The organism is Azospirillum sp. TSH58 (genome assembly GCF_003119115.1).
Taxonomy (GTDB): domain Bacteria; phylum Pseudomonadota; class Alphaproteobacteria; order Azospirillales; family Azospirillaceae; genus Azospirillum.
In genome coordinates this window covers 103105-125007 of the sequence record NZ_CP022365.1, presented here as the reverse complement: position 1 = coordinate 125007, position 21903 = coordinate 103105, and the positions used below count along the sequence as shown (strand labels likewise).

Sequence of the window (21903 nt, the reverse complement as noted above, 5' to 3'; positions counted from 1 at the left end):
TCCCGCCACGGTGCCGGAGGAGTCGTGCGCCGATATGGAACGCAGAGGCTGGGGGCAGACTTGGATATTCCGGACAGCGCGCTCGATTCCTTCAAGAAAGCCGTCTGGCGCGTCATCGAAGGCAATCCGGAGGCCCTGGCTCCCCATCTGCTGAGCCACGCCAACGCTCTGAAGCGGATCAAGGCCCGTGACTTGGAATGCCGGACGGTCATCGACGTCGGTGCTTCCGACGGCTGCTGGTCCCTGATGGCCCGCCAGGTCTGGCCGGAGGCCCGTTTCCACCTTATCGAAGCCTTCGATCACTGGAAGCCCGATCTTGAACGCTTGCGGGATGGTGAGCCGTCCTTTTCCTTCTCGTTGGCTGCGGCGGGAGTGGAGGACGGAGAGACGGTCTTCACCAACTCTCCGGACGCGCCGTTCGGTGGAACCATCCGCCCCGAAGCGGACGATCCGCAGTGGATCGTCCCCCAGGTGTCCATCGACCGCGAGGTCGGACGTCTCGGGCTGGAGGGTCCGTTCGCCATCAAGCTCGACACCCACGGCGCCGAGCGGGAAATCCTTGCCGGAGCAGCCGAAACCCTGAAGCAGGCCTCGCTGCTCGTCATCGAGATGTACAATTTTGGCGATCCGACGCGGCGCTTCCCGCAGATGTGCCAGCATGTGGAGGCATTGGGCTTCCACTGCATTGACATGGCGGAGCCGCTGTTCCGTGACCATGACCGTGCGTTCTGGCAGGTGGATTTCTTCTTCGTCCCGCAGGATCGCCCGGAAGCCCGCCACACTCGCTGGTGAACACCCAAGGCAGCCGCCGGCATGACCCTCTCGATCAATGCCCCCCTTCGAGCCGATCACCGATCCGAGAAGACCGATTTCCGGGGGCGTCATGGATAATGATTTTCGGCAGTCCATCCTGATTCGTGTCGATTTCGCGCAGCCATCAGCGACATCATGATAAGGCATCCCACCATCGCCCATTTTGGTATATCCGATGGCGAAATCCTGGCGCTGATGGAAAAGTGCAACTGCCACGGTGTTCTGGCCGTGGACGAGACGGGGCACGTTATCCGCTCCCTGTGCGAAGGCCGCAAGCAGGGAACCGCCGCCGGCATATCGCTGATCCCGGGCAGGTCGGAAACCTCCATTCTGGTGACCAACGGCGACCTCCTGACCAACATCTCCTATGACAGAGATGCGGCGGTTCCACGGGATCGAAGGCAACAGCATGACCGTGGCGCTCGCCCAGGAGCAGGTCGTGGTTCTCTACGGCATCGTCGAACTGAAGGCATCCCGCATCGTTGGCATCCGGGGAAAGCCGGTCTTCACACATTTCATCAACGTCGGGGTCTATGCTCTGTCCCCGGAATGCCTCGAACTCATCCGGTCGGAAAAGGTCATGGGCTTGGCGAACCTGATCAACGCAGCCATCCGGCAGAATCTGCGATCGGTGGGTTCCACCACTTCCTGTTCGTCATCAAACCGGGCTCCTGAGCATCGGTCCGCCCCACATCCTTCTCAGGAACCGGGAATTCGCCATGCCACGCCGCTTTCTTGTGGTCACGCCCTGTCTGAACGCCGGCCGCTTCATCGATGAAACTATCCTGAGCGTGCTCGGCCAAGCCGGGGACTTCGAAATCCATTACCATGTCCAGGATGGGAGATCGCAGGACGGAACCGTGCTGCGACTCGCGGCCTGGTCCGAACGAACGCAGGGCCGCGGCCTGCCGCCGCTGTGCCGCGGCCTGCGCTTCTCTTTCAATTCCGCCCACGATACCGGTCTTTACGACGCCGTCGCCCGCGGCTTCTCGGCCTTGCCGGTCCGGGATGGGGATGTGCTGACCTGGCTGAACGCCAGCGACCGGCTTCTTCCCGGAGCCTTTCAGACGGTCGCCGATCTTCTCGACCGCTTTCCCGAAACCCAATGGATCGGCGGCCGCGTCGCCCGCCTGAACGAGCGCGGCAACCTCGTCTTCATCGAAGACGTCTTCGCCTATCCCACGAAGACCCTGATCGCCGGGCTCCACGACAACCGGCATCTGCCCTTCGTGCAACAAGAAGGCTGTTTCTGGACAGGGCGTCTGTGGCGTCTGGCCGGGGGCATGGACTGCCGGTTCCAAAGGGCGGGTGATTTCGATCTCTGGCGGCGGTTCGCCATGCACGCGCCGCTGACCGTGGTCAACAGCGTCCTTGCGACTTTCCGCCAGCACACGGGACAGCTCGGTTCCGACATCGCGTCCTACCATGCCGAAATCGACCGTTCCCTGACCAAGGAGGCGACCGCCCTGCGCGCCACAGTGTGGGACGAATACCGCAGCCTGTCATCGCCGAAGGATCTCGGCGGCCTTGCCCGCTGTGGCTACGTGGGGCCGGTGCTGCAGTATGTGGAGACCAAGCACGAATGGGTATGCCTATCGCGCTTTCCCTTTGCCCTGCGGTGACATGCTCGTTGCCCGCCAGAATGCGAAACCTTGCCTTCCGATTGACGCTCCCTGACGGACTATTTAAGGTTAGAAATTTAACGTTTGGTATTTCCAGTAGAATTGATAATACACAGGTCGTCTCCTTTTCCGCAATCAAACAAGAAGAAAATGCTATCGTTCTATTCTTTCACTCGGCGAGCGCTGTTCCCGTCGAGCTGGCAGTCTAATGCAACCTTCGGCGTTCTTGTTGACTTGCTCCGAATGCCGGCAGAGTTCTCTGCGCAGAGGAAAACTCTCCGCACCAGTTTCAATAAATTCATCTATAATCTGACCGAAGACCTTGCCTTTGTCAGCTCTAGGTCCTGTTCTCAAACCCTGAGCCATAGTCGGATAGCCCCGATGTGGACCATGGCGAGGTAGTTGGCGGCGAGTTTCTCGTATCGGGTGGCGATGCGACGGAACTGTTTGAGGCGGTTGATCAGGCGCTCGATGGCGTTGCGGGAGCGATAGGCGGCCCAATCCACCAGAGCACAGGGCTTCTGGCTGGAGGGCTGTGGGATCACCGCCCCGATCCCGCGCCGACGCAGGTAGCGGCGGATGGCTTGGCTGGAGTAGGCGCGGTCAGCGACCACGCGCTCGGGTCTTTCCCGCGGTCGTCCACCTGCCACTCGGCGCACTGCGACCGCCTCCATCAGCACCGTCAACGCGCTCTGGTCGGCGGCTTGACCGGGGCTCAGCACGAAAGCGAGCGGTTGGCCGTGGCGGTCGGCGCGCAGGTGGATCTTGGTTGAGAAGCCGCCGCGCGAGCGGCCAAGCGCTTGGTTCAACTGCCCCCTTTTGCGCCGGCGGCGTGCTGGTGGGCGCGGACCACTGTGCTGTCGACTTGGTGCAGGCTCCAGTCCAACTTGCCGGCCTCATCCGCCTCGGCCTGAACCAGTTCCAACACGCGCTCCCATACCCCGGCCTTGCGCCAGCGGTAGAAGCGGTTGGCCGCCGTCTGCCAGGGACCGTACTCGGCCGGAAGATCGCGCCAGGGCGAGCCGGTGCGGTTCACCCACAGGATCGCCCGCACGGTGCGCTCCAGGTCCCGCGCCGGCCGGCCCGTCCACGGGCGTTCCGGCGGAAGCAACTCCAGCAAATGCTGAAGCTGCTCATCGCTCAGTTCAGATCGGGTCACGTCCCTGAACGTGGTGTAGGAGCTGTGGGGAGCCGGCCCGCCGAAGCGCCCCCAGAGCTGGCGTAGGCGGGCCGGTTTTCCACAGCGGGGCGGTCATCGTGGGTCTTCGGTAGAGTCTGGTCACCACACCTCAACCCGACCGAAGGGTGACCACGATGACCGACGAGATGATGGCGCTTCGCGCGCTGCTGGAGAAGAGCCCTGACGCTGACGTCTTGCGCGAGATGATCGGCTTCGCAGCCGAGCGGCTGATGGAACTGGAGGTGCAAGGCCTGACCGGCGCCGCCCACGGTGAGCGCTCCGCCGAGCGGCTGGTTCAGCGCAACGGCTACCGCGAGCGTGATTGGGAGACCCGAGCCGGCACCGTCGAGCTGCGCATCCCCAAGCTGCGCAAGGGCAGCTACTTCCCCGGCTTCCTGGAGCCGCGCCGCATGGCCGAGAAGGCGCTGACCGCCGTGATCCAGGAAGCCTACGTCCACGGCATCTCGACGCGCTCGGTGGATGATCTGGTGAAGGCGCTCGGCATGAGCGGCATCTCCAAGAGCCAGGTCAGCCGGCTGTGCGAGGAGATCGACGAGCGGGTGAAGACCTTCCTGGAGCGTCCCATCGAAGGCGATTGGCCGTACCTGTGGATCGACGCCACCTACGTGAAGGTTCGCCAGAACGGGCGCATCGTCTCGGTGGCGGTCACCATCGCGGTGGCCGTGAACACCGACGGCCGGCGCGAGGTGCTGGGCATGGACATCGGCGCCTCGGAAGCCGAGACCTTCTGGATCGAGTTCCTGCGCAAGCTCAAGCGCCGCGGCTTGGCCGGGGTGAAGCTGGTGATCTCCGACGCCCACGAAAGCATCAAGGCCGCCGTGTCCAAGGTGTTCCGCGCCACGTGGCAGCGCTGTCGGGTGCACTTCATGCGCAACGCCCTGGCGCATGCCGGGCGGAGCGGCCGGCGCGTGGTGTCGGCCTTCATCGCCACCGCGTTCGCCCAGGATGACGCCGGCGCCGCCAAGGCGCAGTGGCGCCAGGTGGCCGATCAGGTCCGCCCCAAGCTGCCCAAGTTGGCCACCCTGCTCGACGAGGCCGAGGAGGACGTGCTGGCCTTCATGACCTTTCCCAAGGAGCACCGCGCCAAGATCCACAGCACGAACCCGCTGGAGCGGCTGAACGGCGAGATCAAGCGGCGCACCGAGGTGGTGGGCATCTTCCCCAACGAGGCGGCGATCACCCGGCTCATCGGCGCCATCCTGCTCGAACAGAACGACGAATGGGCGGTGCAGCGGGCACGCTACATGACCCTGGAAACCATCGCCCCCTTGCGCGATGATCTCGCCCTCACGTTGCCCGCTGCGACCGCGTGACTGTCCCGGCCAGACACGCCGGAGACCAGATGAGCGCCCCGGCTCCTACACCACGCCTCGGGACACGACCTCAGATCGTGCCATCCCCCTTCAACAGGGCACAGCCAAACCCTCACAGCCTTTGAGAACAGAACCTAGAGCTGATGGTCAAACCTGCCCCGCACAGCAGGCTTGACGCGTGCCGGGGAAGACCCGGTAAGTTGAGGCCAGCCGGTCGCGACAACCATGTGCATCACGGGAGCAGATCCTTGTCCACCCCAACGGAACCCAATTCAGCGGGTGCCATCGATGTCGCCGCGTGGCGGGAACGCATCCGGTCGGACACGCTCTCAAACTATCATTTTGTCATGGGGCGTTCTTTCCGCAGGCTCGGCGACACGGAACAAGCGATTCAGGCGTTTTGGAGAGCGATCGACGCAAATCCCGAGCATGCCCTTGCGTACGGTCTGCTCGCCGATTGCCTGCGCGCCGCCCGGCGGCCCGAAGCGGACGACATCCACCGCACCGCCCTGTCGCTGGAACCGCGCTATGCTGCGGCGGCGGCAGCCATAGACCTGGCCGACCAAGCAAGCCACCTTCAGCATCAGGATCCGGGCGGCGCTCTTGCCCTGCTGGAGCGCGCCTACGCCCTCGATTCGGCCCGGGACGCCCGTTCCATGGTTGCCGACGTGCTGCTGCAAATAGCGGACCTATTGACCCAGTCCGATTCCACGACCGCCCTTCTTGCACTGGAGAAGGGCGCGCTCATGTTCCCGGACAATCCAGGAATCCTGGCCCAGTTGGGCCGCGCCTACGACGTTGCGGAACGCTGGGATGAGGCGATCCACTGCTTCGAGGCCAGCCTCAAGATCGAGCCTGGCCAGATGTCCCTGCTGTTCCGCTTGGCCACAACCCTGAACGAAGCGTGCCGTTTCGAAGAGACGATCACGATAGACCGGCACGCTCCCACTCTGCCACCGTCGGAGATCGCCTCCCTGCACCTTTACCAAGCTATGGCCCTGATCGGGCTGAACCGGGGCGGCGAAGCCGTCCGGCTGCTGCAGAGCAGTCCTTCCCAGAGCACTTCAGCCCTGGCGACCCTGGGCCTCGCGCATCTGGCCGCCGGAGAGATTGACCAAGCTGAAGGCACGCTAACGCGCGCGATGAAAATCGAAGCGCAGCACCCGGCCGTTCTTGGCTGGCTCGGCCTGACACAGCAGAGGAAAGGGCATTTCGAACAGGCGCTCGACCTGCACAACCGCGCGATCAAGGCCGCTCCATCCCTGATCATGTCCCGCTTTGACCGTGCCCTGACGCTGGAAGCGATGAACCGACGCACGGAGGCACTGGAGGAACACCGGCATGTCCTGTCCCATGTCAGGCGCGGCCTGGAGTATTATATAAGAACCCGCCCCTGGGCCGCTGCCGGAACCTTGAGAACCTACCAGAATTTGGGGCTTGCCCTCATGCGCTGACGGGCATCCAGCAAGCGCGCCCTCATGACGCTTGCGGCGGCATTGCAATGCGGCGGACGGAGTATTCGAAGGAATCCTCCCACATGAACATAGTGTTCACACGATCCGCGCACAGAAGAAGTAATGACTTGAGCGCCTTCTCGCGTTCCGTGACGGGATCGCAGCACATATGAAGCAAAACGTTGGACCCGATACCGGCAATGTCCCAGGGCGTGTACTCGACAATGGAAAGGAAATCGCCGTCCAGATCGACCGACCAGCGATGATTCGACACACCAGCCATTTGAAGGAAAAAATCCTTCGCCGGGCTAGGCGTTTCGATATAGCCGCGCCTGGCGATACGAATGAGTTCGGCGCAGGCTTTCTCCGGATCAGTCGCATGTTCAAGAACGTGTGAACAATAAACGAAGTCGAACTCCTTATCGGCGAAGCCGGTGTTTTCCAGCGGCACCTCGAAGACGGGCTTGTCTTCGATCCAGCGGAACGGCACCCCGGCCCGGCCATAGCCGTCGTCGGTGGTGGCGATGTCGGCCAGATGAGTCGCCAAAGGAAAGGGCATGTGCCCGCTGCCGATGTCGAGCACGCGGTCACCGGGGCGGATGGGGAAGTCGAACAGACGCTGCTGGTAGAGTTCGTACCGGGTCCGGTTCTCCAACTCCATGAAAATCGGATAGACGCGCGCCAGGAATTCGATGGAACGGCTAGGGTGTTGTTCGACGAGCGCGGCGACGATGTCGAGCGCTCCGATATGATTTCCCGCAGCCCAACAGCGGTCAATTTGCTCGAAATGCTGCCCCAAGGTGGCGACCACCAGCGGACCGGGCTTTCTGCGGCATCGGGACGTGATGTTCATGGGTATAGGCTCTCTCAAGAGGCGGCGGGCGGACCGTCATCGCGTCGGGGGAACGCAGGCGCCACTCTGCGCGGCAATTTCGGGCGTGACAAGCGCTGCCATTCGGCATGAAGATGATATGGTCGGATCGGCCTTCCGCATCGACGGCAACAGGGAGTCCGATGCGTGTACCAGTTCCACGGATACCGATGAACACCCTCGACGCCATGCTGCCCACCGATACTGGCAAGTTCTCCTGTTGGGCCGGTCGCCGTGTGCTGATCACCGGCGGGCTCGGCTTCATCGGCTCCAATCTCGCGCTGCGACTGGCCGGCCTTGGGGCCGATGTGGTGGTGGTCGACAGCTTGGTCCCGGAATATGGCGGCAATCCGTTCAACCTGGAAGGAGATGGTCTGGACGGTGCCGCGCCACCGGTCCGCATCAATGTCTCGGACATCCGCGACCCGCACAGCCTGCGCTGGTTGATGCACGACCGCGAGTTGATCTTCAATCTGGCGGGGCAGACATCGCACCTTGACTCGATGAACGACCCGTTCACCGACCTCGCCATCAACGGCACCGCACAGTTGTCCATCCTTGAGATTTGCCGCCAGCACAATCCCGGCGCACGCATTGTCTTCGCCAGCACGCGCCAAATCTATGGCCGCCCGCGCTACCTGCCGGTGGACGAGGCGCATCCGCTGGACCCTGTGGACGTCAATGGGATCAACAAGATCGCCGGGGAGTCCTATCATATGCTCTACACGCGGGTGTATGGTCTTCAAACCACGGCTCTGCGGCTGACCAACACCTATGGGCCGCGGATGCGCATCAAGGACGCCCGCCAGACCTTCCTCGGCGTCTGGGTGCGCGCCGTGATCGAGGGTCAACCGTTCGAGGTCTGGGGCGGGGGGCAATTGCGCGACTACACCTACGTCGACGACGCAGTCGATGCGCTTATGCGTCTCGCCATGGCCGAGGATGCGGTCGGACGCGCCTTCAATCTGGGAGGCGACGGCGTTTACAGCTTGGCGGACACGGCTGCCCTTCTGGCTTCAGTATCGGGCGGGCGCTACTTGGTTCACGAGTTCCCGGCGGAACGCAAACGGATCGACATCGGCGATTATTACGCCGACGACCGGGCCTTTCGCACCGTGACCGGCTGGGTACCCCGCGTGCCTTTGGAAGACGGACTGCGACGCACTGTCGCGTACTACCGCCGACATGTCCGGCATTATCTGTGACGGTTAGAAGGGCCTGTTTCATTCCATGGACGACAGCGTTCCGCAAACCGATCCCGTCGCCTCGTATCGTGCCCACCGCCACGGGATAGACGCCGCGTTGCGCCGGGCGCTGGATAGCGGTTGGTACATCCTGGGCCAGGAGGTGACAGCTTTTGAAGCGGAGTTCGCTCCTGTCGCCGGCACCGCCTGTGCCGTCGGCGTGGCCAACGGCACCGACGCCATCGTGCTAGCCCTGGAAGCGCTGGGCATCGGACGCGGCGATGCAGTGGTGACCGTATCGCACACGGCAGTCGCCACCGTCGCGGCAATCGAAATGGCCGGGGCGACGCCTGTGCTGGCCGATGTCGATGCAATGCATGGCCTCGATCCGGAGTCCCTGGAAGCGGTGCTGCGCGCCGACCCTACCGGCGGCCGGATCAAAGCGGTCATCCCCGTCCATCTCTACGGCCAGCCGGTCGATCTCGACGCCATCCTGGAGATTGCTGGACGCCATGGCATCGCGGTGATCGAGGACGCCTCGCAGGCGCATGGCGCCCTGTGGCGGGACCAGCCGGTGGGCGGCTTCGGAAACGCCGCCGCCTTCAGCCTCTACCCGACCAAGAATCTCGGTGCGCTCGGCGATGCCGGGGTGCTGACAACCAGCGACGCGGCCCTAGTCGAGCGGGTCCGGGAACTGCGCCAGTACGGATGGCGCGACCGCTTCGTCAGTGCCTTGGCCGGACGCAACAGCCGGCTCGACGAAGTGCAGGCGGCGGTGCTGAGGGCCAAACTGCCCTATCTGGCAACCGAAAACACGCGTCGGCAGCAGATCGCCGCGCTGTACGACGACCGGCTTGCCGGGCTGCCGCTGACCCTGCCGCGCCGACGCGCCGGCGCCGTCCACGTATTCCACCAATATGTCGTCGAATTCGAAGAGCGCGACGCCCTGCGCATGGCGCTGACGGCGCGCGGGATTGCCACGGGCATCCATTATCCCGTACCGATCCATCGTCAGCCGGCCTATGCGGGGCGCGTGCCTCTGGCTCCCGGCGGGCTGCCCCGGACCGAAAGCTTGGCCGGACGCATCCTCAGCCTTCCCATGTATCCGCAGATGACCGACCGGCAGGTCGCGCGCGTGGCCGAAGCGGTGGCGGGCGCGTTTCGTGCCGGGTAACCGGCGGCCGGCCCGCAACTCGGCCTGCTCAAAAGCTCTATCAGGCCGCGGAAAAAGGCTGTGCGTAGCCGGCCGGTCGTGATTCTCTGGGGTCGTGGAGAATGCAGCCAGCGAGGGGGGCGATGCGGGGCTCGGACGAACGCAGCGAGGGTCTGTTCAGCTACGTGAGCTGCGAGGCGCGGGTTCCGGCCGATCACCCGCTGCGGCCGATCCGGGCCATCGTGGATGAAGCGCTGGAGGTGATGTCGCCGGCGTTCGAAGGCCTGTACTCGAAGATCGGGCGCCCCTCGATCCCGCCGGAGAAGCTGTTGCGGGCGCTGCTGCTCCAGGCCTTCTACTCGGTGCGCTCGGAACGCCAACTGATGGAACAACTCGACTACAACCTGCTGTTCCGCTGGTTCGTCGGCTTGTCGATGGACGCCCCGGTGTGGGACGTGACCGTGTTCACCAAGAACCGTGAGCGCCTGCTGGCCGGCGATGTGGCGGGCAAGTTCCTGGCCACCGTGCTGGGTCAACCCCGGGTCAAGGCGCTGCTGTCTGACGAGCACTTCTCGGTGGATGGGACGCTGATCGAAGCGTGGGCCTCGGTGAAGAGCTTCCGGCCCAAGGACGGCAGCGGTGAGCCGCCGGGGCCGGGACGCAACGGCGACCGCGACTTCCATGGTGAGAAGCGGTCCAACGAGACCCATGCCTCGACCAGCGATCCCGAGGCGCGGCTGTACCGCAAGGGCAACGGGCAGCCGGCGAAGCTGGCCTTCATGGGCCACGCCCTGATGGAGAACCGGAACGCCCTGGTGGTGAATGTCCGGCTGACGGCAGCCACCGGCTTGGCCGAACGCGAGGCGGCGGTGTCCATGGTCGAGGCGATCCCCGGCCGCCACCACATCACGGTGGGCGCCGACAAGGCTTACGACACCAAGGATTTCGTGGCGAACATGCGTGAGTTGGGTGCCGCTGCGCACATCGCGCAGAACACGAGCAACCGCCGCTCGGCGATCGATGGCCGGACCACCCGCCACCCTGGCTATGCTGTGTCCTTGCGCATCCGCAAACGGATCGAGGAGGTGTTCGGCTGGATCAAGGGAGCCGGTTTGCGCAAAACGCGTCATCGCGGCATGGCCCGCGTCGGTTGGATGTTCACCCTGACCGCCACCGCTTACAACCTGATCCGCCTGCCCAAGCTGCTGGCTGCGGCATAATCACGCCCGCAATCCGCCTGAACGGGGGTTCCGGGGGCCTCAGAGCGAGGAAAAACGCTCCGTCCCGACCAAATCGCCCGCTGAAACCCGCATTTTCAGCCTCAGCGGAGGCAAAAGGCCGGAATATGTTCGTTTTTCCGCACCCTGCTATAGCCGATCGCCAGTAGAGGCGTTAGCGATTGCAATAGCCTGCAATGTAGGCGAACAGGTGCCTTCGCCCGGCTTGGCTGCGTGCTTGCCGTGGAAGGCTGAGAGCCTGAGGCGGTACAGCCATGCCTGATCCGCCTGCTGGAGGACGGCGCGCTACGCCGACGCTTGGCGCAGACTGCGCCCCGTCTTGCCGCGCATCTTGTAAGCTGCAAATCAGCAGATGTTTAATTAAGTTCGGACCATATTCTGTCCATCGCCGCCCGACACGGACAGAAACTGAAAGGACACCCTCAATGCCCCAGCAGACCGGATCGTTTCCGATACCAACACGACCGGCGGATGGCGAATTGCGGCTTGTCCAGGTGGAAAGCTTCTATCCCCGTTACATCGAGGCGTTCTACGAAGCCCACCCGGCATTGCGGGCGGCGCCGTTCGACAATCAGATCGAAGCGCTTGTCCTGGACGGGTTCAGCGCGCTCCACAACATTGCGCCCTATCTCAGCACGGTGGGGTACGAGGCCCACCTGATCATCGGAAACGCCTGGCCCGCGCAGAGAGCCTGGCTGCGGGAAAACGGCTTTCCGGCACCGTCGCCCGACCGCATGCTTCACGAGGTGGTGCGCCGCCAAGTGGACGCACTGGCCCCGGACATTCTCTATTGCAGCGACGCGGCCACCTTCGACAGCGCCTTCATCCGCAGCCTGCGCCGACGCCCCCGGCTCGTGGTCGGCTGGCATGCCGCGAAAATTCCGGTAGGCACCGACTGGTCTGAGTTCGACCTCATCCTGTCGGGACTCGCCGGCGTGCGCGATGCCGCAAAGCGGTTGGGAGTCCGGGCCGCCGAGCCTTACATGCCCGGCTTTCCCGAATGGATCGCCAGCACTGTCGCCGACGTGCCCGAAACGTGCGACCTCGTCTTCCCCGGCTCCTACACCCGCGCCTATCACGCCCCGCGCAACCTGCTGGTCAACCGCATCGCCGAGGCGGCGGAGGAACGTGGTTTCTCCTGCGCTCTGCATCTGGGTGGCGATCTCGACGACCTGCCGCCGTCGGCCCGCCGCCGGTTGCAGCCCCAGGTCTTCGGACTGGCCATGCAGCGGGTGCTGAAAAGCGGGCGCATCGTGTTCGACGCCCGCGGCGACTATAGTAGCCTCACTGGCGACGGGCGCGTCATGAACTTGGCCGGGAACGAAACCTCCAACATGCGCCTGTTCGAGGCGACCGGGGGCGGAGCCTTCCTGCTGACGGAGCATCACGACAATCTAGCATCTTTCTTCCAGCCTGGCAGGGACATCGAAACCTTCACAGACGTGAACGACCTGATCGAGAAGATTGAACATTATCTGGCCAATCCCGAGGCCCGCCGCGCCATCGCCCGGAACGGTCAACGGCGCTGTCTGGAAGAGCATGGGATGGCCCAGCGTATCCACGAGTTCGACGCGATCCTGCGCCGCCATCTCTCCTCCCGGTCGCCAGCGCGGAAGCCGGCGGTTCCGGAGCCCCTGGCGGCCCAGTCTGCCCAGACGGCGGCGGCCCCGCCTTCCGCTCCGGTACTGGAGCATCGCGGTTACAGCGTGATTGACCGGGCGCAAGCCCAAACCCTGTCCGCCCGACCAGATGAGGCATGGAGCCGGCCCGAGGTCTGCAACGCCCAGGAACAGGCTTTCCGCGACCTGCTGGCCGGCATGCGCGCCGGCGCGGCGCGCAGCGATCTGACCGTCGCGGCCCAGGCAGTGGAGGCTGCCGGCTTGTGGTCTCCGACACTCCTCGAGGTGGGGTGCGGCAGCGGGTATTACGCCGAGGTGTTCGATCATCTCTTGCCCGGGCGCGTGCGCTACGCCGGCATTGATCGGAGCACGCCGATGATCGCACTGGCCTGCCAGCATCGCCCCGGCCGATCTTTCGCCGTGGCCAACGCCACCCGGCTGCCCTATGGGAACGGCAGCATGGACATCGTGTTCAATGGCGTCTCCCTGATGCACACCATGGACTACGAGGCGGCCATCGCCGAGGCGCGTCGTGTCGCCCGCCGTTTCGTGGTGTTCCACACGGTTCCCGTGCTGGCCCGACGCCCCACGACCTGGCTGCGCAAGTCCGGCTACGGCGCCCCGATGGCCGAGGTGATCCTCAACGAGGGCGAACTGCGCGCGCTGCTCGTCCGCCATGGGCTATTGATCCGGCGCATCTGGCGGAGCATCCCCTATGACCTTGCCGATGTCCTAGACGAACCGACGCCGACCAAGACCTATCTGTGCGAAGTGGTCGAGCCAGTGAACCCCGCCCGCCCGCTCCTGCTCAACATCGGCTGCGGGGAGCGTTTTCACGACGACTGGGTCAATATGGACGTGATGCCCTACAGCTACGCGGTGCTGGCTCACGACGCAGCCGCAGGTCTTCCCTTTCTGGACGGAACGTTCGACGCGGTCTACCACTCTCACGTGCTTGAGCATCTGAGCCCGGCGGCGGTCCCTGCCTTCCTACGGGAATGCCGCCGCGTGCTGAAGCCCGGCGGCACCCTGCGAATCGCGGTGCCGGACCTGGAGGCCGCCTGCCGCGCCTATCTTGGTACATTGGCGGCCTGCGACGCGGGGGAGGAGGGCGCCGCCGCGCGGCACGATTGGATGATCGCCGAGTTGGTCGATCAGCTTGCCCGTCACACCAGCGGCGGCCGGATCGCCCACTTCCTGGAACGGTGCCCAGTCCAGGCGCTAGACTTCATCCGCCACCGCATTGGCTCGGACGCCGAAGCCCTGCTGAGCGACGGCACGGTAGAGCAGGAAGCGGAGCCGGCCGGTGCGGAAGATCCGACCGAGATCGGGCGCTTCCGGCTGAGTGGCGAGGTGCATCGCTGGATGTACGACCGCCTGTCGCTCCGCCGATGTCTTGAACAGGCCGGCTTTGTCGGCTGCCGCCCGATGGCGGCAAGCGAGTCCGCCATTCCCGGTTTTGCCCTGTACCACCTGGAGACCACGCCGTCCGGCACGGCCCACAAGCCGGATAGCCTGTTCATGGAAGCCGTTCGGGAGTGATGCCGGGGGTAGGGCGGCTGTGAAGGTGCGGCAGGATCACCGGCGCTTCTCGACGACGTGCGGCCAATGGCCGTCAAATGGCAGGACGGTATCGGAAGCGTAGAAATACAGGTTGTGGCGGGCCGGATGGACCGTCTCGAAAACCTTCACGTTGCGGAAATGCGTGAAAAGGCAGTCCACGAGTTCGCCCATGGACGTAAACTCGTGCTCATGCTGGTCCAGATGCTTGCCCGAGTCCATGGCGACGATGGTGTAGCCGCTGAGACAGCCTTTTCCATCCAGACACGACGATACGGTCTTCAGGATGCCGTCCATCTCATCCGGCGTGAAATGCTCAATGGCGGCGTCCCACACCACATTGTCGAAGGTTTCTTTCGGGATGTCCTTGCGGATGTCCGCGTTCCGGAATTCGACGTTCGGCGCGGCATTGTAGCGCCGGGCGTGCGCGATGGCGTCGGGGTCGAAATCGAGTGCCACGATGCTTCCGGCGAAGGGCGCATAGAAATTCCGCGTGTAGTAGCCATCCCCGCAGCATAGCTCAAGCACCCTCCCGCCCCGCGACAGAGCCAGGACACCATAGACGCCCCGCTCCATCCAGAAGGTGTTCCGGTCGCGGCGCAGCAGGAGATAGGCGTCGATAAAATGATCGAACCATTCCGGCGCAGGCGGGATGCTCCAGTCGTAGCGGAACTTCACGTCGTGGCAGTTGGCGGCGAAGCCACGCGACATGGCGGCCAGTTCCGCCACGGCCTCGGCGATGGGAACGCTCGGCCTGTCCAGCATTTCCTCGATGCCCCCCATGGCCTCGGCATGGACCTTGAGCAGGGTCCGGATGTCCCGGGCAAGATCCGCTGCCTTGTCCTCGCTGATGCGCTTCACGGCTTTCTCCCTTGCGGCCGGCCATTCCTCGGCCCGATGGAACCGAGCCGCCGACCGAGAGCATACGTTGGAACCGGTCTTCCCAAAACCCTTGTTCGGCCACGAGAGCATCGCTGAAGGTTGGCTCGGCTTTGCGATACCACAGCGCGGCATGCGGTGCGATTGCCGCCCCCGCCGAGATGTCGTTGGCCCACAGTTTGACGAGCGAGAACAGACCGAGCAGGGCCGGAATGGTGCGTGCGATCGCCGGTTCCGACCATTGCCGCTAGGTCTCAACCCCCAGGTGACGGCGCACCTCGGCGAAGGTCACTTCGACGGCCCAGCGCCGAACAAACCAGCGCAGCACATCGAGCGGATCGGCTTGGAGGCCAGTGCAGAGAAAGCCCTGTGGCTCGAAGCCTCCCTTGCACGTCGCGCACCAGCACCCATCGGATCGGAACCTGTTTGCCGGGATATACCACAAGGCTGTGCCAGAGCTGATCTCCAGTTGCCGTTCGCTGCGTAAGCGGAGCGTGATTGCACCGGATCAGGCGTTGACGGCGGGCTTCCAGTTCCAGGGGAGGAGATCGGCGAGGCGGCTGGCGGGATAGCCGTTCACCATGCGCTCCAGGACGTCGCGCAGGTAGGCGAACGGTTCGACAGCGTTGAGCTTGCAGGTCTCAACCAGCGAGGCGATCACCGCCCAGCGATGGCCACCACCCTCGGAGCCGGCGAAGAGGCTATTCTTCCGGCCGAGGGCTACCGGCCTGATGCAGCGCTCCACTGTGTTGGTATCCATCTCCACCCGGCCGTCGCCCAGGTAGACGCACAGCGCCTTCCAGCGACCGAGCGCATAGCGGATCGCCTCGGCCAGCTTGGAGCGGCCCGGCAGGCGGGGAAGTTCGTGCTCCAGCCACGCCTTCAGCTCCGCCACCTGGGAAGCGGCCTCGGCTTGCCAAAGTTGTCGGCGCTCATCGGCCGTGCGGCCGCGGATGCGCTCTTCGATCGCGTAGAGCCGGGCGATGCGGCGCAACGCCTCGGCGGCGATCGGCGAGCCGTTTTCGGCCAAGTCGTAGAAGCGTCGACGCGCATGGCTCCAGCACGCCGCCAGCACGACCCGGTTGCCGGCAGCCAGCCGTTCGAACCCGGCGTAACCGTCCACCTGCAGCACCCCGCGGAACTCCCGCAGGTGGGCGGCTGGGCGTTCGCCTTTGCGATCGCTGGTGTAGGCGTAAATCACCGCTGGCGGGTCCAGCCCCTGCCAGGGCCGGTCATCGCGGGCATAGGCCCACAGCCGTCCGGTCTTCACCCGGCCGGTTCCCGGCGCCAGCGTCGGCATCGGCGTGTCGTAGCTTCGCTGGCCCTGCGGGCTCGGCGAACAGCTTGGCCGAGGCGAACAGGGCCTTGCCCAGTTCCTCATGCAGCGCCTCCAGCCACCAGCACGCCTGTCCCGCCCAGCCCGCCAGAACCGAGCGATCAACGGGGAAGCCGTTGCGGGCCAGGATCTGCGCCTGGCGGTAGAAGGGCAGATGATCGCAGTAGCGGCTGGTGATGACGTGCGCCAGCATCGCCGGCGTCGCCATGCCCTTGGCGATCGGCTTCTCCGGGGCCGGCGCCTGATGCAGCGTGCCGTAGCCGCGGCAGGCGTATTTGGGCCGGCGGATGCGCAGCACCCGCACCTGGGCCGGCACGTAGTCGATCATCCGGGCCACCGTCTCGCCGGCCTCATGCAAAGCCCCGCCGCCGCAGGGGCAAACCCCGGCGCCGGACTCCAGCCCGGGCGGCTCGAGCGTGAGATCGTGATGCGGCAGATCATCGGGCAACTCGCGGCCACGGCTGGGTGGTTCCGCAGGGGCCGACGGTTCCGGTTCAGGGGCTGCGAGTTTGGCCTCGACCCGGGCGATGTCGGCCTCCAGCTCCTCCAACCCGAGATCGAGCTGATCGGGATCGAGCCGCTCGGAGCGGCGCCCGAAGACGGTGCGCTGCATCTGCCGAAGCTGCTGACGCAGAGCCTCCAACTCCGCCAGATCGGCTTTCTGGCGCTCCACGACCTCGGCCAAATCGCGCACCATCTGCTGCAGCAGGGCCGGATCAGCGGGCAGGTTGTCGAGGTCGAAGCGCATGGCCGATTGTACCGCAGATCACGGCCCCAAGCCAGCCAAGCCCGCGGTTTTCCTCACCTTTTCTCCCATTCATCCCGCTACGGCCGGCCTGGATGCCGACACGGTGTGACGCCAGTCCAGTCCCTCCAGAAGCAGGGACAGTTCCGCCGGCGTCAGCACCACCGTGCCGCCCGGCGTCCGTGTCGTTGGCCAGACAAATCGCCCCTTTTCCAGCCTTTTGGCGAACAGGCACTGGCCGTTCTGATCGGCGTAGAGAATTTTCACGCGCCCGGCACCTTTCCCTCGGAAGATGTAAAGGTGGCCGCAGAACGGGTCCTTGCCGAGGGCCTGCTGCACCAGCAGGGCCAGTCCGTCGAAGCCGCGGCGCATGTCGCAGGGCTCCAGCGCCAGGCAAATGCGCACACCGGCCGGGATCGACAGCATCATGGCCGCTCCAGCACGTTGATCACCCGGCGCAATGCTTCGGCATCGACATCCCGCCCGACCCGCAGCCGCCGTCCGCCGGCCAACTCGATCTCGATCAGGCCGGCACCGCATGGAGCTGGCGGCGTGAGGGGAAGAGCCGGCGTGGCGTCCGCCACCTCCACCGGCGCGAAGATGGGCGTCGGCTCGGCCGGAGTGAGCATCTGGCGGCGCCAGCGGAACAACAGGCTGGGATCGACCCCGCGCCGGCGGACGACCAGCGACACGCTCACGCCCGGCTCGCAGGTTTCCGCCACCAGCTGCTCTTTCTCCGCCTGCGACCAATACCGCCGGCGGGGGGCCGCCTCGACGATCTCCATCACCAAGGGAGCGCTCGCCGTCATAGGGACAGCACCAGGACTATCCCTATGACGGCGAGCGCTCACCTCCTCCGCAGCGGCAAAGCGGCGCGACCACCGCCCCAGAGCCCACCGTCCAATGCCATGGGCTTCAGCGTAGGCTTTCAGCGTCAGCCCGCTGCCCTTCCAGGCCTCGACATGACCACGCCAATAGCTCTCCAGATCCTGACCCGACATCCTCTTACCCCGCTGAACTGCGACCAGCGGAATATTTCATGAACCACGATCACGTCGGATGTGTCGTCACCCAACGCTTACTTCGCTGCCGCCATACCAGCCGATCACCCGAACGCAGCGCCACGAGGTTTCGGCATTCTCCAGGCGTTGCGCTAAGGACGGCAACCGGCTGCCCGATACCCGCGGGCGCCCTATCGTTCCTGGAGATTGTAGCGGAGCCAGTTCGAACAAGCGGGCATCCAAGCGCAAGCGCGTGATGATGGTGAGATGGGCACGCAGATCGTTGAGCAACTCAATGGCCGCGTAGCTGCTGTCAGCAACGACGATCAGCTGGCGATTGGGCAACCAGCGCCTGACCTGGAGCAGAAGCTGGCGTGCCCAGTCGGTGAGCTTCTTATGCCGACGCCTGGTCTCCCGGGAGAACCGCTCTGACGGCGCCAAAGCGCTGAGAAACGGCAGTGCCCAGACCCGTCCGGCCCAGGAGATCGGCACCAGCAGCATGACCACAATCCAGCGCAGACCGCTGGCTTTGACGAAGTGCCCATGGCTGGAACGCACCGGGTCGCGGTAGATGCCGCGGGGCTTGATCTTCGCCCCCCAGCGGCGCTCGATCGTCTCGTCGATGCCGATGACCACGGGCCCCTGCGGCACGAAGCTGGTGACCAGGAGCGTGAGCAGGCGCTGCGCGACGGCACGGCTGGACCAGCGGTTGCGATTGAGCACGCGATGGAATTTGGCGAAGCCGCCGTCTTCGCGCCGTCCCATGATGCTCAACGCCGCGGTCACGGTGCGCCGCCCCGGGGTGAGGAGCGTCCCCGCGACCAGAACCAGGGCATGCCGCAAAGTCGGCCGGGTGAACAGCGCCGCGAACGGCGCCATCCAGTGTTCGAGGCTGTGTGGAACGGCTGACATGACCGTGGCTCCCGCTGGTTGCTACCATCGGGCAACTCGGTCGAAACGAGAGGATCACGATGAACGCCGATGCCATGCTCAAGCACATCGAGGGATTCAACCAAGCACGCAGCGGCGGTGTGATCGTGCGCAAGGCCGCCCGCAGCTACACGCTCCTCAGCGAGCGCACCGGCACCCCCATCGCGCGGTTGCGGCCGACCGGCAACGTCGACACGGTCCAGGTGCTCTGTTGGAACGGCGAGCGCTGAGGAGCCTCAGGCCCGCTGGGGATTGCCACCATGGCCCCCCATCGCGCCCTCGACTACATCGCCAACGAGCCGGACTTCTGTATACACGCCTGATCCACCGACCCCAAATTTGGCCAAAATCGAGCTCAACGCTGACGATGCCCTCCCTTGCGCAGGAACCAGACCGAACAGGTGCGAGGACCGTGATCGTCGCGCGTCACCAAATGCGGCCGGCGCTCCGAATCCTCTCCCTGCACAGCAATCCGGTCCAGCGTGGCGTCGCTCAGGCTCCAGTCCCTGCTCCCGCACAATTCCAGTCCGCTCCTGTCGGCAAGGATGGCCATCACCGTGGCGACCCGGCTCGGAGTCAGGCGATCCCTCCGTCCCCGCCCATCGAGAACGGTCTCCATAGAGCAGGCGATGACCCCATCCCCGGCTAACCTCTGCGCGGTGCTGCGTAGAATGGCATCGGCCTGCCGCAATCCGACCGTCAGCAGGGTGTTCTGCGGAATGCAGACAGCATTCCACGAGCGGTCTGACGGTATGGAGTCCAGATCGGGGTGGATGGACATCCGGTCCGCCCAGCGCATCCTCCGCCGCGCCAGCCAGCCGGCCTCATGCCCCTGGAGGTCGATGATGTCCACCCCGGCGGTCCTCAGGGAAAGGAAGTGGCCCAGCCCATCCGGCATCCGACTGATGAGCGCACAGCGGGCGTCATGCCCGATCACGCCAAGCCGCCCCATCCCGTACAGCATGTGCGTGCGCTCCCACACCCCGCGGCTGCGCTTGAAATAGGCGTAGGTGGACGCCCGGAAAGGCAGCCCGTCACGCGTGAACTCCTCGGCGACGGCCCGCCAGTGGGCATCCTCCCAATCCTCCGCCGCGCAGAGCTTGTTGAGCAGCGGCGGGCCGGGAGGTCTGGAAGAAGAGACGATGAGAGGATCGATGCGCTCCCGCAATGCACGACTCGGCCGGTTCCATTCGATCCAACGTCTACGCTCCTGCCGCACCGGCTCAGGCACCGCCTCCCCGACAACGTCCAGCAACGCTTGAGCGACCGCCGTGCAGCGGTGCGGTTCGACGGCATCCGGCCCTTCGGCGGCAAGGATGCGATCCAGATCGCCGCGCGCGATCTCGACCTCCTGCCGGTCGATGGGAAAGGCCCGGCCCAGGGCCGCTCCGAGGCGCCGCCCGGTCTCGTCCGCCGCCCCATCGGATCGGACGGCGGGCCCTGTGCGACGGACCTGCCCATGCCGGACGCGTGTGCTGAACATCGTGTGTGTGAACATGACCCGCTCTCCGAAGCGCATGCCGAAGAACGTATTGACCGCGGGCACGCCGATGAAACGCCTCGGCGTGCCCTTGCCCGCCGCGAGGCGTTGACGCTCCCGCTCCGTCTGCTGGACGAAGAGCCCGTAGATCAGGCCGAGTTGCCTCATCCCTTCCTCCGCAATCCCCTCGAAGCAGGGGCAGGGATCCTGTGCGAGCCAATCGTCGTCCAAGGCGAATTCGAACAGGAAAAGGGAGGCCTGGCGGTCGAGTTCCAGCGCGTCAACGGCTTCCACGCCAGGAAATCCCCCTGGAATCATCCCGCCCTCAGGCACCAGGACCGTCTCGTCATGGCCAAGCGCCCGCCAAGCCCGCAGCGTGCGTTCGAACATCCCGCGGTGGCTGCCGACATAGGCCAGCACCGCATCCGGCGGCGCTGTCGCCAGGAGATCCGCGACATAGGGAAGCGCGTGATCCGGGTCGAGCCGCAAACGGAAACGGGCAGTAAAATTGGTGAAGTCGTTCCATGCCTCGCGTCCGGGATCATCCTGCACCGGCAGGCTCTCCTCCAGGGCGGCGGGCAAGCGGCCGGACGGGGGAGCGTCCGCCCGGAACTCCTCCAGCGCATGCCACGCCAGCCCCCAACGCTCCGCCTGTTCGGGCAGGTCGTCCCGAACGACGCGATCGATGTAACGCACCGGATCGTTCATCACCGTGTCGTCGCGATGGATCGCGGTAGGGAGACGGGTGTGACCGCAGTGATAGGCCAGGACTTGGTCTGATAGGGAATCGACGCGTCCATACCGGCGGTGCAGCCGATGGCATAGGTTCATGTCGACGTTCCACCCCGCCAGCATGTCCTCGTTGAAGCCGTGGATCGCGAACAGGTCCGACCGGAGGGCAAGCTGGAAGTCTCCGATGCCGTCAAAGCGCGTGACCGGATCGGTGTGAACCAGTTCGTTCAGGTGGAAACGCGCCCCCCACCAGCGGAACCGTTCGATCACCACGCTGGGATCGCGGCGGTCCAAGGATTCCCACAGTGATTCCGGCACTTCGAAACGCGGCACCTGATAGAAGCCGTCGGGTAACCCGTCCACCAGCTCTGACAGGGAACGGCCCCCATCCCGGCGGAGGAAAACCATGTCGGTGTTCGTGGACAATATCCAGCGGTTGTGCGGATTGGAGCGGCGGAGGCCCACGTTCCGGGCGACCGATTCTATGGTCGCATAGCTGGTCCGGTCGGCAAAAAGGGCATGCAGCGCCGGACGAACCCGAACGACACGCAAAATCTCCCGGCAACGCCCGGTCAAAGTATCGAGAATGGCTTCGATGAAGGTCGGCAGATCGTCGGGCGTGTTGTAATCGACGAAGACAATCTCATCGCCGGGAGCGGTCATAACCTCTGCGATGCTGTTGAGACTAAGGGCGGCGCGTTTGTGCAGATTATAGCCGTGCGAGTCGTTCCTGCCGTAGACAATGACGGAAATCATGAAATACCACCGGATC

At 64.9% G+C, this 21903-nt stretch carries 16 protein-coding genes and 2 pseudogenes; 10 read left to right on the top strand and 8 right to left on the bottom strand.

What is annotated here, in order from left to right; genetic code table 11:
- Positions 1-60 precede the first annotated feature (60 nt).
- The 3 genes from TSH58p_RS18390 to TSH58p_RS18380 all read left to right on the top strand — a co-directional run bounded on the left by TSH58p_RS18390 (position 61) and on the right by TSH58p_RS18380 (position 2435).
- Positions 61-792, top strand: a complete 732-nt coding sequence (locus tag TSH58p_RS18390; RefSeq protein ID WP_109072731.1) for an FkbM family methyltransferase — start codon at positions 61-63, stop codon at positions 790-792.
- Between the two features lie 430 nt (positions 793-1222).
- On the top strand, positions 1223-1591 hold the full coding sequence (locus TSH58p_RS18385) for a hypothetical protein (protein WP_247874309.1): 369 nt from the start codon (positions 1223-1225) through the stop codon (positions 1589-1591).
- A complete protein-coding gene (locus TSH58p_RS18380) occupies positions 1533-2435 on the top strand; it encodes a glycosyltransferase (protein WP_109072729.1) in 903 nt (300 codons plus the stop codon). Before TSH58p_RS18385 ends, TSH58p_RS18380 begins: the two co-directional genes overlap by 59 nt.
- Positions 2436-2785: 350 nt before the next feature.
- On the opposite strand, the pseudogene TSH58p_RS18370 reads toward TSH58p_RS18380, so the two are convergent.
- Positions 2786-3594, bottom strand: a pseudogene (locus TSH58p_RS18370) (IS5 family transposase).
- Positions 3595-3749: 155 nt separating this feature from the next.
- Here TSH58p_RS18370 and TSH58p_RS18365 point away from each other — a divergent pair.
- Together TSH58p_RS18365 and TSH58p_RS18360 are read left to right on the top strand one after the other, a co-directional pair.
- The gene (locus TSH58p_RS18365; protein WP_109469057.1) at positions 3750-4949 is read left to right on the top strand and encodes an IS256 family transposase; all 1200 of its coding nucleotides are present in this window, start codon (positions 3750-3752) and stop codon (positions 4947-4949) included.
- 248 nt (positions 4950-5197) lie between these two features.
- Positions 5198-6403, top strand: coding sequence for a tetratricopeptide repeat protein (locus tag TSH58p_RS18360; protein WP_247874134.1), 1206 nt, complete (start codon positions 5198-5200; stop codon positions 6401-6403).
- Positions 6404-6425: 22 nt separating this feature from the next.
- Here TSH58p_RS18360 and TSH58p_RS18355 read toward each other — a convergent pair whose 3' ends face one another.
- The gene (locus tag TSH58p_RS18355; protein WP_109071094.1) at positions 6426-7256 is read right to left on the bottom strand and encodes a class I SAM-dependent methyltransferase; all 831 of its coding nucleotides are present in this window, start codon (positions 7254-7256) and stop codon (positions 6426-6428) included.
- Positions 7257-7444: 188 nt separating this feature from the next.
- Here TSH58p_RS18355 and TSH58p_RS18350 point away from each other — a divergent pair, with 188 nt between their 5' ends.
- The 4 genes from TSH58p_RS18350 to TSH58p_RS18335 all read left to right on the top strand — a co-directional run bounded on the left by TSH58p_RS18350 (position 7445) and on the right by TSH58p_RS18335 (position 14010).
- Positions 7445-8479: an NAD(P)-dependent oxidoreductase gene (locus TSH58p_RS18350; protein WP_109071095.1), complete on the top strand. Its 1035-nt coding sequence runs from the start codon at positions 7445-7447 to the stop codon at positions 8477-8479.
- Positions 8480-8504: 25 nt separating this feature from the next.
- The gene (locus TSH58p_RS18345) at positions 8505-9632 is read left to right on the top strand and encodes a DegT/DnrJ/EryC1/StrS aminotransferase family protein (protein WP_109071096.1); all 1128 of its coding nucleotides are present in this window, start codon (positions 8505-8507) and stop codon (positions 9630-9632) included.
- A 122-nt stretch (positions 9633-9754) separates the two neighbouring features.
- Positions 9755-10831, top strand: coding sequence for an IS5 family transposase (locus tag TSH58p_RS18340; RefSeq protein ID WP_109469318.1), 1077 nt, complete (start codon positions 9755-9757; stop codon positions 10829-10831).
- 443 nt (positions 10832-11274) lie between these two features.
- Positions 11275-14010 (top strand): methyltransferase domain-containing protein, encoded by a 2736-nt coding sequence (locus tag TSH58p_RS18335; protein WP_247874362.1) that lies wholly within the window; start codon positions 11275-11277, stop codon positions 14008-14010.
- 36 nt (positions 14011-14046) lie between these two features.
- On the opposite strand, the gene TSH58p_RS18330 is transcribed toward TSH58p_RS18335, so the two are convergent.
- The 5 genes and pseudogenes from TSH58p_RS18330 to TSH58p_RS18305 all read right to left on the bottom strand — a co-directional run bounded on the left by TSH58p_RS18330 (position 14047) and on the right by TSH58p_RS18305 (position 18901).
- Positions 14047-14889 carry a class I SAM-dependent methyltransferase gene (locus TSH58p_RS18330; RefSeq protein WP_109469317.1) on the bottom strand — a complete coding sequence of 281 codons (843 nt, stop codon included), beginning with the start codon at positions 14887-14889 and terminating at the stop codon, positions 14047-14049.
- Between the two features lie 526 nt (positions 14890-15415).
- Positions 15416-16991 (bottom strand): annotated as a pseudogene (locus TSH58p_RS18325) (IS66 family transposase).
- A gap of 69 nt (positions 16992-17060) precedes the next feature.
- Complete coding sequence (tnpB, locus tag TSH58p_RS18320) at positions 17061-17414, bottom strand: IS66 family insertion sequence element accessory protein TnpB (RefSeq protein WP_199230278.1); 354 nt, start codon at positions 17412-17414, stop codon at positions 17061-17063.
- The gene (locus tag TSH58p_RS34700; protein WP_371732445.1) at positions 17414-17773 is read right to left on the bottom strand and encodes a transposase; all 360 of its coding nucleotides are present in this window, start codon (positions 17771-17773) and stop codon (positions 17414-17416) included. The genes tnpB and TSH58p_RS34700 overlap by 1 nt, the downstream gene beginning before the upstream one ends.
- Before the next feature lie 282 nt (positions 17774-18055).
- Entirely contained in the window at positions 18056-18901 is an 846-nt protein-coding gene (locus TSH58p_RS18305) for a transposase (RefSeq protein ID WP_109068136.1), read from the bottom strand.
- A 59-nt stretch (positions 18902-18960) separates the two neighbouring features.
- Between TSH58p_RS18305 and TSH58p_RS18300 the strand changes: the two genes are divergently transcribed.
- Positions 18961-19149, top strand: a complete 189-nt coding sequence (locus tag TSH58p_RS18300) for a hypothetical protein (protein WP_109068137.1) — start codon at positions 18961-18963, stop codon at positions 19147-19149.
- Positions 19150-19274: 125 nt separating this feature from the next.
- Here the strand turns inward: TSH58p_RS18300 and TSH58p_RS18295 are convergent, their stop codons facing one another.
- On the bottom strand, positions 19275-21887 hold the full coding sequence (locus TSH58p_RS18295) for a hypothetical protein (RefSeq protein ID WP_247873830.1): 2613 nt from the start codon (positions 21885-21887) through the stop codon (positions 19275-19277).
- Between the last annotated feature and the right edge of the window lie 16 nt (positions 21888-21903).

What these genes read in the sequence shown, in the direction of transcription:
- TSH58p_RS18385 (WP_247874309.1), top strand. Translation starts at nt 1,223, where the DNA reads ATGACCGTGGCGCTCGCCCAGGAGCAGGTCGTGGTTCTCTACGGCATC.
- TSH58p_RS18380 (WP_109072729.1), top strand. Translation starts at nt 1,533, where the DNA reads ATGCCACGCCGCTTTCTTGTGGTCACGCCCTGTCTGAACGCCGGCCGC.
- TSH58p_RS18365 (WP_109469057.1), top strand. Translation starts at nt 3,750, where the DNA reads ATGACCGACGAGATGATGGCGCTTCGCGCGCTGCTGGAGAAGAGCCCT.
- TSH58p_RS18355 (WP_109071094.1), bottom strand. Translation starts at nt 7,256, where the DNA reads ATGAACATCACGTCCCGATGCCGCAGAAAGCCCGGTCCGCTGGTGGTC.
- TSH58p_RS18350 (WP_109071095.1), top strand. Translation starts at nt 7,445, where the DNA reads ATGAACACCCTCGACGCCATGCTGCCCACCGATACTGGCAAGTTCTCC.
- TSH58p_RS18345 (WP_109071096.1), top strand. Translation starts at nt 8,505, where the DNA reads ATGGACGACAGCGTTCCGCAAACCGATCCCGTCGCCTCGTATCGTGCC.
- TSH58p_RS18340 (WP_109469318.1), top strand. Translation starts at nt 9,755, where the DNA reads ATGCGGGGCTCGGACGAACGCAGCGAGGGTCTGTTCAGCTACGTGAGC.
- TSH58p_RS18335 (WP_247874362.1), top strand. Translation starts at nt 11,275, where the DNA reads ATGCCCCAGCAGACCGGATCGTTTCCGATACCAACACGACCGGCGGAT.
- tnpB (WP_199230278.1), bottom strand. Translation starts at nt 17,414, where the DNA reads ATGCTGTCGATCCCGGCCGGTGTGCGCATTTGCCTGGCGCTGGAGCCC.
- TSH58p_RS34700 (WP_371732445.1), bottom strand. Translation starts at nt 17,773, where the DNA reads ATGGAGATCGTCGAGGCGGCCCCCCGCCGGCGGTATTGGTCGCAGGCG.
- TSH58p_RS18305 (WP_109068136.1), bottom strand. Translation starts at nt 18,901, where the DNA reads ATGTCAGCCGTTCCACACAGCCTCGAACACTGGATGGCGCCGTTCGCG.
- TSH58p_RS18300 (WP_109068137.1), top strand. Translation starts at nt 18,961, where the DNA reads ATGAACGCCGATGCCATGCTCAAGCACATCGAGGGATTCAACCAAGCA.
- TSH58p_RS18295 (WP_247873830.1), bottom strand. Translation starts at nt 21,887, where the DNA reads ATGATTTCCGTCATTGTCTACGGCAGGAACGACTCGCACGGCTATAAT.